14 protein-coding genes, 1 tRNA gene and 2 rRNA genes are annotated in these 14,571 nt (G+C 37.6%); 2 read left to right on the top strand and 15 right to left on the bottom strand.

Going from position 1 to position 14,571, the window contains the following annotated elements; translation table 11 throughout:
- Window positions 1-28 precede the first annotated feature (28 nt).
- The 4 genes from FC748_RS20660 to groES form a co-directional block, all read right to left on the bottom strand.
- Window positions 29-2,080, bottom strand: a complete 2,052-nt coding sequence (locus FC748_RS20660) for a HAMP domain-containing sensor histidine kinase (RefSeq protein ID WP_227665385.1) — start codon at window positions 2,078-2,080, stop codon at window positions 29-31.
- A complete protein-coding gene (locus tag FC748_RS20655; protein WP_024363935.1) occupies window positions 2,067-2,753 on the bottom strand; it encodes a response regulator transcription factor in 687 nt (228 codons plus the stop codon). The genes FC748_RS20660 and FC748_RS20655 overlap by 14 nt, the downstream gene beginning before the upstream one ends.
- A gap of 269 nt (window positions 2,754-3,022) precedes the next feature.
- A complete protein-coding gene (gene groL / locus FC748_RS20650; protein ID WP_024363934.1) occupies window positions 3,023-4,657 on the bottom strand; it encodes a chaperonin GroEL in 1,635 nt (544 codons plus the stop codon).
- 56 nt (window positions 4,658-4,713) lie between these two features.
- The gene (groES, locus tag FC748_RS20645) at window positions 4,714-4,998 is read right to left on the bottom strand and encodes a co-chaperone GroES (RefSeq protein WP_024363933.1); all 285 of its coding nucleotides are present in this window, start codon (window positions 4,996-4,998) and stop codon (window positions 4,714-4,716) included.
- A 173-nt stretch (window positions 4,999-5,171) separates the two neighbouring features.
- Between groES and FC748_RS20640 the strand changes: the two genes are divergently transcribed.
- Window positions 5,172-5,936 (top strand): CPBP family intramembrane glutamic endopeptidase, encoded by a 765-nt coding sequence (locus FC748_RS20640; RefSeq protein WP_024363932.1) that lies wholly within the window; start codon window positions 5,172-5,174, stop codon window positions 5,934-5,936.
- 38 nt (window positions 5,937-5,974) lie between these two features.
- Here the strand turns inward: FC748_RS20640 and tatC are convergent, their stop codons facing one another.
- From tatC to FC748_RS20625, 3 genes are all read right to left on the bottom strand, one after another.
- A complete protein-coding gene (tatC, locus tag FC748_RS20635; protein ID WP_024363931.1) occupies window positions 5,975-6,796 on the bottom strand; it encodes a twin-arginine translocase subunit TatC in 822 nt (273 codons plus the stop codon).
- Window positions 6,797-6,816: 20 nt separating this feature from the next.
- Window positions 6,817-7,032, bottom strand: coding sequence for a twin-arginine translocase TatA/TatE family subunit (locus FC748_RS20630; RefSeq protein WP_024363930.1), 216 nt, complete (start codon window positions 7,030-7,032; stop codon window positions 6,817-6,819).
- Between the two features lie 116 nt (window positions 7,033-7,148).
- The gene (locus FC748_RS20625; RefSeq protein ID WP_024363929.1) at window positions 7,149-7,784 is read right to left on the bottom strand and encodes a redox-sensing transcriptional repressor Rex; all 636 of its coding nucleotides are present in this window, start codon (window positions 7,782-7,784) and stop codon (window positions 7,149-7,151) included.
- Window positions 7,785-8,079: 295 nt separating this feature from the next.
- On the opposite strand from FC748_RS20625, the gene FC748_RS20620 reads away from it, so the two are divergent.
- Window positions 8,080-10,023, top strand: a complete 1,944-nt coding sequence (locus FC748_RS20620) for an ABC transporter ATP-binding protein (protein WP_108031199.1) — start codon at window positions 8,080-8,082, stop codon at window positions 10,021-10,023.
- A gap of 644 nt (window positions 10,024-10,667) precedes the next feature.
- Here FC748_RS20620 and tsaD read toward each other — a convergent pair.
- The 8 genes from tsaD to FC748_RS20580 form a co-directional block, all read right to left on the bottom strand.
- Complete coding sequence (gene tsaD / locus FC748_RS20615; RefSeq protein ID WP_029747360.1) at window positions 10,668-11,687, bottom strand: tRNA (adenosine(37)-N6)-threonylcarbamoyltransferase complex transferase subunit TsaD; 1,020 nt, start codon at window positions 11,685-11,687, stop codon at window positions 10,668-10,670.
- Window positions 11,687-12,139 (bottom strand): ribosomal protein S18-alanine N-acetyltransferase, encoded by a 453-nt coding sequence (rimI, locus tag FC748_RS20610; protein ID WP_024363926.1) that lies wholly within the window; start codon window positions 12,137-12,139, stop codon window positions 11,687-11,689. Before rimI ends, tsaD begins: the two co-directional genes overlap by 1 nt.
- Window positions 12,129-12,839, bottom strand: a complete 711-nt coding sequence (gene tsaB / locus FC748_RS20605; RefSeq protein WP_108031197.1) for a tRNA (adenosine(37)-N6)-threonylcarbamoyltransferase complex dimerization subunit type 1 TsaB — start codon at window positions 12,837-12,839, stop codon at window positions 12,129-12,131. Before tsaB ends, rimI begins: the two co-directional genes overlap by 11 nt.
- Window positions 12,836-13,288 (bottom strand): tRNA (adenosine(37)-N6)-threonylcarbamoyltransferase complex ATPase subunit type 1 TsaE, encoded by a 453-nt coding sequence (gene tsaE / locus FC748_RS20600; RefSeq protein WP_024363924.1) that lies wholly within the window; start codon window positions 13,286-13,288, stop codon window positions 12,836-12,838. The genes tsaB and tsaE overlap by 4 nt, the downstream gene beginning before the upstream one ends.
- Window positions 13,289-13,400: 112 nt before the next feature.
- Complete coding sequence (locus FC748_RS20595; protein WP_024363923.1) at window positions 13,401-13,730, bottom strand: hypothetical protein; 330 nt, start codon at window positions 13,728-13,730, stop codon at window positions 13,401-13,403.
- Window positions 13,731-13,940: 210 nt separating this feature from the next.
- Window positions 13,941-14,016, bottom strand: a tRNA-Asp gene (locus FC748_RS20590).
- A gap of 137 nt (window positions 14,017-14,153) precedes the next feature.
- A 5S ribosomal RNA gene (gene rrf / locus FC748_RS20585) occupies window positions 14,154-14,269 on the bottom strand.
- A 185-nt stretch (window positions 14,270-14,454) separates the two neighbouring features.
- A 23S ribosomal RNA gene (locus FC748_RS20580) occupies window positions 14,455-14,571 on the bottom strand; the annotation flags it as partial.

The following is a 14,571-nucleotide window of genomic DNA, read 5'->3' as shown; positions in this document are numbered from 1 at the left end:
ACTTTATGCATCCTATTCCTTCACTATTTTATTCATTTTGAAATTTTGGAAGGTAAATCATCGCCTTAAATAAATCGCCATCTACTTGAACGAAGAACTTTCCATCTTGGATTTGAATAAGGCTTTCAGCTATCGATAACCCTAATCCGCTACCTTGACTCGATCTAGATTCATCTCCGCGTGTAAAACGTTCCATAAGCTCATCGACTGAAATATTTAATTCATACGCTGAAATATTTTTAAATGTTACTTGTAGTTCATTACCTAAATCTTCAACATCAATATATACTCTAGATGCAGGCAGCGCGTATTTAAAAATATTCGAAAATAAGTTTTCAATGGCGCGCCATAGAAGCTTACCATCAGCCTTCACATAGACTTTTTCTGTTGGGTGGGCTAACTTAAAATCTAAGGATGCTGCTTCGATTTTCTCATCCATCTCTCCTATGCCTTGTTTTAGTAACGAAACGATATCAATTCGTTCTAATTGAACAGGCATACTGCCACTTGACGCTTTAGCCGCTTCAAACAAGTCGTCCGTTAAAAGCTTGAGCCTTTTCGATTTTTGATCTAATACATCAATATATTCAGCAATTAATTCCGGGTCTTCTTCGATTCTTAATAAATCGACATACGTAATAATAGACGTTAATGGCGTTCTGATATCGTGCGAAACATTCGTAATAAGCTCTGTTTTTAAACGCTCACTCTTGATTTCACTATCCACCGACTTTTTTAAACCATCGGTAATGCTATTAATATTCATGGCAAGTTGGCTAAACTCCCCTTTTCCATCTACTTCAATTCGATGATGAAGGTCACCATTTTTAATCTGCTCTACGCCTTCTTTAATGCGATTAAACGATTTCACCTTTTTCATAGCCAACCAGGCTGCTACGCCTAGTGTAATAGGAAACATAAAAAATGTAGCCACTACTATTAAAGGATAGCCGATAACAAGTAACACAATTTTTACCGCTGTACTCCCATTATCAAAAATGTTTTTCACCACAATAAAACATTTTTTAATAATTTGATAGATAAGTGTGTACTGCAGTAATGTTCGATTTTTAATATGCTTTACGAGTGATAAGACTAGTAACAAAGCAATTATAAAAATAGGCACCGTCAGAAGCAAGTTCATCTTGCGTAACACTTCAATAATCATAGCCATCCACATAGAGATTAAACATACGAGGATTACAATATTTAAATCATTATATAATTTGTCCATAACATGTAAATGCAGTTCTTTATCTTTGAATGACGTTCTGCCAATAACAATTATTAAATAAACAAAAGATACAATAAATCCTGCTAGATAGAACATAAACTCATTCAGTAAACGTTTGGCAATCGCTTTATCTTTTTGCCATTCCTGCATTTTTTGCTGTAAGAAAGATTCTTCAAACGCCACATAAATAACGTCTGTTTGTGGATTTAACTGTTCCACTTCTTGTGTAACATAATCTACGTACTTACTTTTTCCTACTTCTGTTGGATACAGCTTCTGTTGATAATCATCAACTAGCATATAGGCGCCAAATGATGTAAATTGTTCTTTTTTATTTAGTTCACTATTGGAGAAGATATGTTTACCGTCACTTGCATAATAGACGATTCCTTCAGATGCTTCTAAAGTGTTGAGTAAACGATAAAAAACACGTACTTGTTCCTTCGCACTTTCTTCTTTTTTACTTTTGATGTCATCTGCATACTCTTTTTCATATATGCGTCTATTTTCCAACTCACTCAAATTCCCATTGTATTTATATGAATATCGGAAATCATTATATAACTCTTCTTCAATTGCTCTTCTATCTTCTTTTGTTAGTGCCTTACCACTTAAAATATACTCTTCACTTTTATATTGTCCGATTAATTGCGCTAACGAAGCTATAATGCTGTAACTTTCATCAGCGAATACTTGACTTTCAAAGTAATTATCTTCATTGATATTACTAAGATAAACATCATTTAATTCCATGCCCATAATAGCCTTCGCTGTACCCGTTAAACAAGCGATAGCAATTAGAAACACAATCACTTTTGTAATCAGTGCATGACTAATATTTCTCAACTTTATACCCAACTCCCCACACAACTTTTAAATACTTCGGCTCTTTCGGATTAATTTCAATTTTTTCTCGAATTTTCCGAATATGGACTGCCACCGTATTTTCTGGGTTAACGGCGCTTTCATTCCACACCTTTTCATAAATCTCTTCAATGGTAAATACTCTTCCAGTATTGGCTGTAAGTAGCTTTAAAATTTTATACTGTACTGGGGTCAAATGAACAGCTTGTTTATCAACCGTAATGACTTTCTTTTCATCATCAATCATAAGACCACCCGTTTGGAAAATATGGCTACTTACTTCCAGACTGCCAAATGCCGTATACCTTCTTAACTGTGATTTCACTCGAGCGACCAGTTCTAATGGATTAAACGGCTTTGCCATATAATCATCTGCACCAATATTTAATCCGAGTATTTTATCATAATCCTCCGACTTAGCAGAAAGCATAATTAATGGAATCATGTTATCTTGCCGAATCTTCATGGTCGCCGTAATGCCATCCATTTTTGGCATCATAATATCCATAATAATTAGGTGAATCACTTGCTCTTGAATAAGATCAATTGCCTCCACACCATTGTACGCTTTAAATACTTTATATCCCTCATTTTCTAAATAAACGCTTATTGCCCTTACAATTTCTTTATCATCATCACAAATCAAAATGTTCAACTACATTCAATCCTCCATCTCTTTAGGTTCCTGTAATCACTCCTATTGGATTCGTATAAAAATATAATACTAACTAAATCTTAACAAACTCATGCACCAATTCTTAAGATTTTCTTATTGTTTCCTATGTACGATCATTGTCCAGAACTATTTTCATGGACATACAAAAAAAGAAGCCTCTCACAAGTTCCATGAACTTATGAGAGGCTTCGTTAAAATCCTAGCATTTCACCTATTACAAACCCTTCTAGCAAGGGGCTGACGGCTTATTACATCATGCCGCCCATGCCACCCATACCGCCCATATCAGGCATGCCTGGTGCTGCTGGTTCTGGAATATCTGCTACAACCGCTTCTGTTGTTAAGAATAAAGCTGCTACAGAAGCTGCGTTTTGTAGTGCTGAACGTGTTACTTTTGCTGGGTCTACTACGCCTGCTTCCATCATGTTTACCCATTCGCCTGTTGCTGCGTTGAAACCAACACCGATTTCTTCGCGTTTTAAACGGTCTACAATGATAGAACCTTCAAGACCTGCATTGTTTGCGATTTGACGAACTGGCTCTTCTAACGCACGAAGTACGATTTTTACACCAGTTGCTACATCGCCATCAAATGCGTCAGCTGCTTTTTCAACTGCTGCATAGACGTTTAGAAGTGCAGTACCACCACCTGATACAATACCTTCTTCAACTGCTGCACGTGTTGAGTTCAGTGCATCTTCAATGCGAAGTTTACGCTCTTTTAGTTCTGTTTCTGTTGCAGCACCAACTTTAATCACTGCTACACCACCAGCTAATTTCGCTAAGCGCTCTTGTAATTTTTCTTTATCGAACTCTGAAGTTGTTTCAGCAAGTTGTGCACGGATTTGGCCTACGCGACTTTCGATTGCATCTGCGCCGCCAACACCTTCTACGATTGTTGTGTTGTCTTTTGTGACAACAACTTTCGCTGCACGGCCTAGTGATGTAATATCAGCTGTTTTAAGGTCTAAACCTAATTCTTCTGTAATTACTTGACCACCTGTTAAGATTGCAATATCTTCTAGCATTGCTTTACGACGGTCACCGAAACCTGGCGCTTTTACTGCTACAGCGTTGAATGTACCGCGTAGTTTGTTTACAACAAGCGTTGCAAGAGCTTCACCTTCAACGTCTTCTGCGATCATTAAAAGTGGACGACCTTGTTGTACCACTTGTTCTAATAGTGGTAAAACTTCTTGGATATTTGTAATTTTCTTATCTGTAATTAAAATGTATGGGTTCTCAAGAACGGCTTCCATTTTATCTGTATCTGTTACCATATAGTGTGATGCATAACCACGATCGAATTGCATACCTTCCACTACATCTAACTCCGTTGTGAAACCTTTAGATTCTTCGATTGTAATAACACCATCATTACCAACACGTTCCATTGCTTCTGCAATTAGTTGGCCTACTTCGTCGTCTGCTGCTGAAATTGCCGCAACTTGTGCAATCTCTTCTTTGTTGCTTACCGGACGAGAAATGCTGTGTAATTCTGTCAGCGCTGCTGCTACCGCTTTGTCAATCCCTTTACGGATGCCAACAGGGTTTGCACCAGCTGTTACGTTTTTCAAACCTTCACGGATAATGGCTTGAGCAAGAACTGTTGCAGTCGTTGTACCATCACCAGCAATTTCATTTGTTTTAGAAGCAACTTCTGCTACTAATTTTGCACCCATGTTTTCGTATGGATTTTCAAGTTCAATTTCTTTTGCAATTGTTACACCATCATTTGTAATTAATGGTGAGCCGAATTTTTTTTCTAACACGACATTACGACCTTTAGGACCTAATGTCACTTTCACTGCGTTTGCTAATTTATCTACACCTTGAAGCATTAATGAACGAGCTTCTTCTGAGAATTTAATGTCTTTTGCCATTTGAATTTACCCTCCTGAAATGGAATATTCGTTAAGCTTGATTCATATAATAATAATTATCCAATAATTGCAAGAATATCGCTTTCGCGTAAGATTAAGTATTCATTGCCTTCATATTTAACTTCTGTACCTGCGTATTTAGAGAAAATAATGTGGTCGTCAACTTTAACGTCAAGCTCTACACGTTGTCCGTTTTCTAAAACACGACCTGTCCCAACTGCTACTACTTTACCTTCTTGCGGTTTTTCTTTTGCAGAGTCTGGTAGTACAATCCCAAATGCAGATTTTTCTTCTACCTCGATTAGTTCGATGACAATACGATCTCCTAGTGGTCTTAACAAGTAAAACAACCTCCTATTAATTTAAATATTAGTTGAAAGTTTATTAGCACTCTATATCAACGAGTGCTAATACATTTATTATGATAATCAATCAATTCTTTTTTTGCAAGCGAGAACTTCGAAAAATTTTGTTTTCTTTCCATATTCCTCTACAATAGAAAGGAAGCTTATGAATGGAAAGGATTTTGACTGTGAATAATTCTCTAAAAAGCGTTCAGCATAAAAAAACTGCACTTTACGTTTTAATCGTTTACATTATCATGCAAGTATCAGGTAGATGGTTGCTTTTACCGTTCCATCAATTCGTGATGAATACAACAGGCTTATCTCACGAACAAGCAGCTCCTATCACACAAGGCTGGTATATCGCACTCAGTTTTGCGATTGCATTGATTATAAGTTTGATTTTAACCACTCGCGATAAAACGTTTTGGGATGTCTATCAAGGTAAAAAAGAGTCTATCCCGCTTACAATTATGTGGGGAGTTTTAGGTTTCTTCCTTGTATTCTTCGGTCAAATGATTGGAGCGGCTATTGAAATGGCTGTTTTTGGAATCGAGGGTGGCTCACAAAACACTGCTGATATCGTAGCGATAGCTAAAGGTGCACCCATTGCCATTTTAGCGATTGTTGTCTTTGGTCCCATTTTAGAGGAATTTGTCTTCCGTCGCGTTATTTTCGGCTCACTTGTTCAAACGACGAATTTCTGGGTGGCGGCCATTGTTAGTGCTATTTTCTTCGCACTGATTCATTTTGATTTTTCACACATCCTGTTGTATACCATTTGTGGTTTGATCTTTGCTTTCCTATACCACAAAACAAAACGGATATGGACATCAATTATCGCGCACATTATGCTAAATGGCTTTGTAACGCTTATCCAATTAAACGCTGAACCGTTGCAAAAGTTTTTACAAGAACTGCAAAAAATGCAATAAAAAAAGCTGGATGTGGTCATCACATCCAGCTTTTTAAATTAGTCATTCATTTCTTCTATTTGTCGTTTTTGCTCAGCTAACAAACGCTCCACTTGCTCACGTTCTGCTGCTATCCGTTCTTCCTCTAACTGCATTGCTTCAGCTTGTAAAAATTTACGATAGCCCCTGCGCGCTATAATAATACTAATCTCATAAATTACAAATAGCGGAATTGCTACAATAACATTTGAAATAAAGTCGGGTGGTGCAAGGAATACCGCTATCACAACTAACACGAAATATGCATATTTTCTGAACTTCACCATTAATTCAGGATTTAATATACCTAAACGTGCTAAAAATAACGTTACAACAGGTAACTGAAAAACGATTCCGAAAGGCATAACTAGGCGAAACAAAAATGAAAAATATGCGTTAATTCCTATTGTTTGTTTGATTTCTAAATCTGCAGATAAGCCCATCATAAAATGCATAACATATGGGAACAACACAAAATAAGAAAATGATGCACCTGCTATAAATAGAATAAACGAATAAGGAATATATTTTAAAGTAGCCTTACGTTCTGTCTCATGTAAACCTGGCGTAATAAACAACCAAATTTGATGAAGAAGCAATGGTGAACTTAAAACGAACGCTACAAAAACCGTCACTTGTAGGTAAATAACAAGAGGATCGGTCACATTAAACGCGTTTAAAGTTAGTTGCTCTGCTTCTTTACTATATTGAATATATTTAATAATTGGTTCAGCTAGATAAAAGCCAACAATAAGTGCAATAACAAAGAAAACAGCACAAATAAAGAGCCGTTTTCTTAGTTCTACTAAATGCTCTGTAACAGTTAATTCTCTTGGATTCATATTAAATTGACATCCTTAACTTACTTAACGTTATCATTTTCTTTATGTTCAATTACTTTCTTTTTTGCATCATCATCGTCATCAGCTAGACCTTTTGTTGCATTTTTAAATTCGCGAAGTGTAGAACCCATAGCTTTACCTAGCTCTGGTAATTTCTTTGGTCCGAAAATTAAAATTGCAACCACACCGATAATAACTAGGCCAACTGGTGTAATAGCACTTAAGTGCACAACCATTACAGCCACCTCCTCTTATATATATATCATTTTAACTTAAATTTTTAGGTTTGGCGAATTTATTTAGATAGTTTGAACGCCATCAATTGTAACTGTTTACAAAATTGTGAATGCACTTATTTATCGCTATTTCTTATTAAATAAATAAGCGCTTGCAATTCAACTGATAAATCTATTGTTAATAATTTCATAGAATCGGGTACAGTAATTCGCTCTGGTGTAAAGTTTAAAATACCTTTTGCGTCCATTGCAGCTAAGCGATCTGCCATCTTCTGAGCAGAGCGTGAAGATACTGTTAAAATAGCTAGGTCTGCCCCGTATTCAGCATACTTTTCTTCTAGTAAATCGGGATGATACACAGGAATATTGCTGATCATTTTCCCTTCCTTAGGCGCCTTCGAATCAAATGCCACCACAATGTGCGTATTATGATTTTTCTGGAAATTATACTTTAAAAAGGCATTACCTAAGTTCCCCACACCGATTAATGCTACTTTTGTTGTTTCATGCTGATCTAGTGTTTGACTAAAAAATGTCAATAGATGTTGTACATCGTAGCCATATCCCTTTTTCCCAAGCGCACCAAAATAAGAGAAATCACGACGAATCGTTGCAGAGTCGATTTTCATCGCTTCGCTCAATTCCTTCGATGAAATACGTTCCATTCCTTCTTGCGCAAAGTTTTGGATAAATCGATAGTAAAGAGGAAGTCTTTTAGTTGTGGCTTGTGGAATTTTCACTTCTTGTTTCAAACTTTTTCCTCCTTATAAACACATCAAATCCACAGAAGTGCATTTGAATATTCTTTTGAAACATGCTTATACAAATCAATTACATCACTGTGTAATTGCGTCCAGATATTTTCCAAGCTTATGCGGTAATCTGTGACATCCACTGGTGGATTTCCCTTTAGTTAACGGCGTTTTTTACGCCACTAACTAAAGAGAAATCGTTTCAATCTTACATGACAGCTTGGAATAAGTAAAGCACTGACATTGCAAGCAAATCCCTCATCATTTACACTAAGAATGAATTGAGGTGTCAAGAATGATTGTATTACAAGTCAATCAACTATATAAATCCTTTATTGCCGATGAAATTTTAAGTGGCGTAAAACTAGAAGTTCAACATCGTGATCGTGTCGCATTAGTAGGACGTAACGGTGCTGGTAAATCCACTTTACTAAAAATCATTGCTGGTCAATTGTCATATGATGCTGGCGATATTATCATTCCAAAAGGTGTACAAGTCGGCTATTTGGAACAACATGCTGGACTAAATTCTACGTTGTCAATTTGGGACGAAATGATGACAATTTTCGAACCGCTTCTTTCACAAGAAAAAGCATTACGTTCCCTTGAACAACAAATGGCTAATCCAGCCGTTTATGATAACTCTGACATGTATACAAAGATAATGTCCGAATATGACCAATTACAACATGATTTTAAAGATGCAGGTGGCTATCAGTACGAGTCTGATACACGCTCTGTTCTTCATGGAATGCAATTTTACCCAGAGGATTATGAAAAACCAATTAGCTCCTTGTCAGGGGGCCAGCGAACTCGTCTAGCTCTTGCTAAGCTGCTACTAAGCAAGCCCGATTTATTAGTTCTCGATGAGCCTACCAACCATTTAGATATTGAAACGCTATCTTGGTTAGAGAATTATTTAAAAGGCTATGAAGGCGCTATTTTAATTGTTTCCCATGACCGTTATTTCTTAGATCAAGTTGTTTCTATCGTCTATGAAGTATCTCGCCATCGCGTCACAAAATATACAGGCAACTATAGTGCCTATTTAGATGAAAAAGCCAAAAACTATGAGCGCGATATGAAAATGTTTGAACGCCAACAAGATGAGAAAGCCAAGCTAGAGGATTTTATTCAAAAAAATATTGCCCGTGCCTCGACGACCAAAATGGCACAAAGCCGACGCAAAATGCTTGAACGCACAGAATGGATGGACTCCCCTGAAGGAGATGAAAAGTCCGCTAGCTTCGGTTTTACAATTGAACGGCAAAGTGGAAATGATGTACTTTCTATTGATGCCTTAGCTGTTGGCTACGGTGACAAGCAAATTTCTAGTGGCATAACACTACGAACTTTTCGTGAAGATCGCATCGCATTAGTCGGACCAAACGGGGTGGGCAAATCCACATTATTAAAAACCATAGTAAAAGATTTGTCCCCACTTGCAGGGGAAATCCGCTATGGTACTAATGTGCAAATTGGCTATTACGATCAAGAACAGGCGAAACTATCTAGCAACAAGAGCGTTTTAAAGGAACTATGGGATGAATGGCCATTAATGAATGAAAAAGATATTCGCACTGTACTTGGTCGCTTTTTATTCAGCGGCGAAGATGTGGATAAAACGGTAAACTCTTTATCTGGTGGTGAGAAAGCTCGACTGGCATTGGCAAAGTTAATGATGCAAAAAGCGAATTTCTTAATTCTCGATGAGCCTACCAACCATTTAGATTTGGATAGTAAAGAGGTGCTAGAAAATGCCCTAATTGATTATCCTGGAACGCTCCTTTTCGTATCACATGACCGTTATTTCATTAACCGAATTGCTACCAAAGTTGTTGAGCTATCTGGAGAAGGTTCTTTTGAGTATTTAGGTGATTATGATTATTATCTTGAGAAAAAACAGGAGCTTTACGAAATTGCTCAAATGAAAGCAGCTTCTCAGTCACAACTACAATCAACAGCATCTGAAAAGACCTCTACTTCAACAATTGATAAAGAGGCAAAAAAGCGTGAACGCCAAATTAGAAGAACTATTGAAGAGCTAGAAGTCAACATGCAAAAAGCTTCAGTAGAAATTGCTCGTTTAGAAGAAGCACTTTGCGATTCTGAAATTTTCACAGACCATGAGAAAATTACACAACTACAAAATGAGTTAGCTACTGTTAAAGAACAACACGAAGTCATTGAAATGGAATGGCTTGAGCTAAATGAAGAATTAGAAAATATTATTTTGTAAATCGTATAGCAACTGTATAATCTTTTAAGTACTTGGCACTAAACATAAATACCTTGCATAATATAAGCTCCTAAATCTTAAAAATCCACTTCGCTTTCCGCGGGCACACACGTAAGCCGCAACCCTCGCTATCGCGCGGAATTCCTTCGTCTTACGTTCTGCCGTGGATTTTTCCTCATAATTTTCAGAATTGTTTTAGTACATGGAACATTTAGCCATATGCTTGTCATATGGCTTTTTTCTTTACTCGCCTTTATTTTTCATATATATTGGTCAAGTGCTATTTTTCGACAAAAAATGCCCACAACTTTATTCACACTATAAAACTAGTAATATCAACATATCAACAGACTTTTCCACACTGTCCACAATTTCAAATTATTTAATCCACATAGTTTTGTGTAAAATACGCTACTATATATAGAATAATCACAACTTATGCACAAGTTATCCACATTTTGTGCATAAGTACGAATGTTCGCAGTTTTTTCACATGTTTTTTTCACACGTTCTGTGGATAATTTTCTGAAAAATTTGTCAACTATTCTTTTTCTATTATAAGTATATATTTTCTTACAATATTCAAGATTTTATACGTAAAAAAAGAGGATGCTCGAATAACTTGAGCCTCCTCTTTCAATCTCTTAGTCAACCCACGATTTTAATTCCATACCTGGGCGACCATTCATCATCATATTTCCACGAATACCAGCTTCAAACATTGGTGTTGCGGCTGCTCCAATCATTGCTGCATTGTCTGTACACAATTTCAATGGCGGTACAAAAAATGGAATTCCCTCTTTTGCAAAAACCGTTTCAAGGGATGTGCGCAGTCCTTTATTCGCAGCTACTCCACCAGCTGCAATGACTTGTTTAACATTATACTCCCGCGCTGCACGCAATGTTTTAGCTGTTAGAACTTCCACTACACTTTCCTGAAAGCCCTTTGCAACTGCAGTTGGTGATATTTCTTCACCACGTTGATCCATATTGTGCTTATAGTTAATAACTGCCGATTTTAAGCCACTAAAGCTAAAATCATACGAGCCTTCTTCAAGCCATACACGAGGAAAAGCAACGGCTTCTTGCCCTTCATGTGCTAACTGATCTATACGAGGACCTCCAGGATATGGTAAGCCTAGCACGCGTGCAACTTTGTCGTATGCTTCACCTGCTGCATCATCTCGTGTTTCGCCAATCACTTCAAACGAACCATGCTCTTTCATATAAACAAGCTCTGTATGTCCCCCTGACACAACAAGGGCTAGAAGTGGAAATTCCATCGGTTGAACAAGTGCGTTAGCATAAATATGTCCAGCAATATGATGCACACCTAAAATCGGTATATTATTGGCAAAGGCAAACGCCTTTGCAGCATTAATGCCAATTAAAAGTGCTCCTACAAGACCAGGTCCTTCTGTAACAGCTACTGCATCTAAGTCAGAGGGCTTCATATTCGCTTGTTTTAACGCCTCTTCAATAACAATAGTAATTTGTTCGACATGATGGCGTGATGCAATTTCTGGTACAACACCACCAAATCGCTTATGGCTTTCAATTTGTGAAGCTACCACATTTGAAACAATTTCAGAACCATTACGAATAATCGCGGCTGCTGTTTCATCACAGCTCGATTCAATTGCTAATATAACTCGATTTTCCATTATAAATTCACCCACATGACTAGGGCATCCTCCCCGTTATCTGTATAGTATCCTTTGCGTATGCCACCATCTTGAAATGCTAGCTTGCGGTAAAGGTTTTGCGCCACAGTATTGGTTTCACGTACCTCTAGGCTCATCACGTCCATTCCATGCTCACGTGCAATACGCATCGCTTCCCGCATTAAGCCTTCTCCGATTCCTTGTCCACGAGCCGTCTCTAAAACAGCCACATTGGTTATTTGCGCCGCATCTATAACCATCCACATGCCACAAAAACCAATTATAGTATTGTTTTCATCTACTGCTAAAACATAGTGTGCATATTGATTTTCATGCATCTCATAGTAAAAAGAATCCAATGTCCATGGTGTAGGAAATGTAGCAAGCTCAATCGCATATACCGCTGGAACATCCTCTGACACCATTTTACGATATACGATATTACTGCTCATGTGTCTTCTCCTTTTGCTCCTTTAACCAATTCGCTTCAGCCTCAGCAATGCGTTTATATTGCGGAGTAAAATGGTGAACTGCCTCGATACTCGGTAGCTCTTCTGCGCTCGCTAAAAGAATGGCTGCACTAGCTCGTGGCAAGTCCTCATGAAGAGCTGCACGACACGCGTTTACTCCAAGTACTTCAACAATTTTATCCCAAAATACATCGACATCAGCCCCTACAAATAGTATAGGCGTGTTTAAAGCCTCCAAACGTGTTAACAGTGCCTCTATATGATCATGATAGTCTTCTATAACAACATCCAGTTTTGTCCCTTTATAAACAGCAGTATATACATTGCCCCGACGTGCATCAAAGATAGGACAAATTAGTCCATCAAAAAGTGCTGCATTTGCTGCTAAAACTTTTAAGCTTGAAACACCGACTAATGGCTTTTGAAGCGTCCACGCTAATGTTTTAGCAAGCGTTACACCAATGCGCACGCCTGTATAAGATCCAGGTCCTTCTGATACAGCAATTGCATCTAGTTCATTTGGCTTTACACCTACATTTGCTAGTATCGTTTCAATTGCTGGCATGGCTCCTGCAGAATGCGTTAATTTTATATTTTGTACAACCTCGGCCATCACTTTTCCGTCCTTTACAACTGCAACAGAAAGTGGCGCATTAGCTGTTTCAATTCCCAACCAAATCATCTCATTAGCTCCTCACATAGTGCCTCGTATCTCTTTCCATAAGGCATTAACACAAATCGTCTTTCGTTTTCACCAATACGATATATTTCAATTCCTAAACGTTCCTTTGGTAAATCCTGTTCAATTAAATGGGCCCACTCAACAACAGATACCGCATCACCGTAAAATAGCTCATCCCAGCCAAGATCCTCATCGCTTTCTGCCAAGCGATATACATCTAAATGATTAAAAGGTAAACGTCCCTCATATTGTTTTACAATAGTAAAAGTAGGGCTATTAACCGTTCTTGTTACTCCTAGCCCTTTTGCTAATGCCTTTGTAAATGTGGTTTTCCCAGCCCCTAAATCCCCTTCTAATGTAATTGTATCTTGAGCCATCAGTAAATTTGCTAACTTAATGGCAAAGCGTTCTGTATCCTCTAGTGAATTCATTATTTTTTCAAATATCATCTCTATGTCCTCTCCTAGCTCATTACTTCTAGTTTACCGAAACACAAGCAAATGTTCAAAGCATCCAGTGAATTTCAAAAAAATAAACACGTCCTTCTGATTGAAGACGTGTCTACTCTCTTGTTGAATATCCCTTTACAGCAATAACCTCTTTATTTACTAATTTATCATCTTTAAATTGAATTATGTAGGCTTGTGTCATAAGGATTTCATCATTCCAACGATAATAATTACTTTCAATCATCTCACTAGCGTCCCCACCAGCAATTTTAACTACATCCATATACGTCATACCTTGTTTCAGTTGCGCAAATTCATGTTCATTCATATTTTTTTGCCAATGATATGAATTTGATTCCTCAATATCAATAATGGGTACTCCACAAGCAACCTTAAGTATAAAGATTAACCAATAGATACCGAAACGAAAAGCTATGGACATACCTCCGTCCTTGCAAAAACTCATACTGTCTATACATATGCACTGGACAACGATTTAGTGCATATCTTTTAGTATCCTCTATTTTCATGAAGCTACTGATTCCATTGTTTTATTGGCGATTTCTCTCGGTTTATTGGCGATTTCATACGCACTCAAATAAAAAAGCCCTTATGATTAATAAAAATCATAAGAACTGTAATTTCATATAAATGGCGGTCCCGACCGGGATCGAACCGGCGATCTCCTGCGTGACAGGCAGGCATGTTAACCGCTACACCACGGGACCTCTTTAAGACATTTATAAATATAACACAAAAAATATAAAATTACAATACTATTTTTATTTACTTATTAAAAAATAGTAAAGAATACCTCTAATCTGGCAATAAAAAAACAGCCAGCACAAGGCGAACTGTTTGAATTGCCTAGCGACGTCCTACTCTCACAGGGGGAATCCCCCAACTACCATCGGCGCTAAAGAGCTTAACTTCCGTGTTCGGTATGGGAACGGGTGTGACCTCTTTGCCATCATCACTAGACTATTTACGGCTTTCAATATACATCGTATTTCTTTGTCAGCTTCATTCGTTCAGTCAGTCACGTACAGACGTACGCTCCTTCCTTCTCTCAATCGCTTCCGCGAACTACTCGTATCTTGAAACCCTTTTATGAAAGGTTGTTCTTTCAAAACTGGATAAACGGTGCATTGAATGTTTCAAACTTTTTGGTTAAGTCCTCGATCGATTAGTATTCGTCAGCTCCATGTGTCACCACACTTCCACCTCGAACCTATCTACCTCATCGTCTTTGAGGGATCTTACTTACTTGCGTAATGGGAAAT

This window comes from Lysinibacillus sphaericus (assembly GCF_005217585.1).
Taxonomy (GTDB): Bacteria; Bacillota; Bacilli; order Bacillales_A; family Planococcaceae; genus Lysinibacillus; species Lysinibacillus sphaericus.
The sequence above is the reverse complement of the archived record's forward strand: the minus strand, read 5'-3'. Positions and strand labels throughout refer to the sequence as shown.

Coding starts and splice junctions, on each gene's coding strand:
- groL (WP_024363934.1), bottom strand. CDS start 4,657: ATGGCAAAAGACATTAAATTCTCAGAAGAAGCTCGTTCATTAATGCTT.
- FC748_RS20640 (WP_024363932.1), top strand. CDS start 5,172: ATGGAAAGGATTTTGACTGTGAATAATTCTCTAAAAAGCGTTCAGCAT.
- tatC (WP_024363931.1), bottom strand. CDS start 6,796: ATGAATCCAAGAGAATTAACTGTTACAGAGCATTTAGTAGAACTAAGA.
- FC748_RS20630 (WP_024363930.1), bottom strand. CDS start 7,032: ATGGTTGTGCACTTAAGTGCTATTACACCAGTTGGCCTAGTTATTATC.
- FC748_RS20620 (WP_108031199.1), top strand. CDS start 8,080: ATGATTGTATTACAAGTCAATCAACTATATAAATCCTTTATTGCCGAT.
- tsaD (WP_029747360.1), bottom strand. CDS start 11,687: ATGGAAAATCGAGTTATATTAGCAATTGAATCGAGCTGTGATGAAACA.
- rimI (WP_024363926.1), bottom strand. CDS start 12,139: ATGAGCAGTAATATCGTATATCGTAAAATGGTGTCAGAGGATGTTCCA.
- tsaB (WP_108031197.1), bottom strand. CDS start 12,839: ATGATTTGGTTGGGAATTGAAACAGCTAATGCGCCACTTTCTGTTGCA.
- tsaE (WP_024363924.1), bottom strand. CDS start 13,288: ATGATATTTGAAAAAATAATGAATTCACTAGAGGATACAGAACGCTTT.
- FC748_RS20595 (WP_024363923.1), bottom strand. CDS start 13,730: ATGTCCATAGCTTTTCGTTTCGGTATCTATTGGTTAATCTTTATACTT.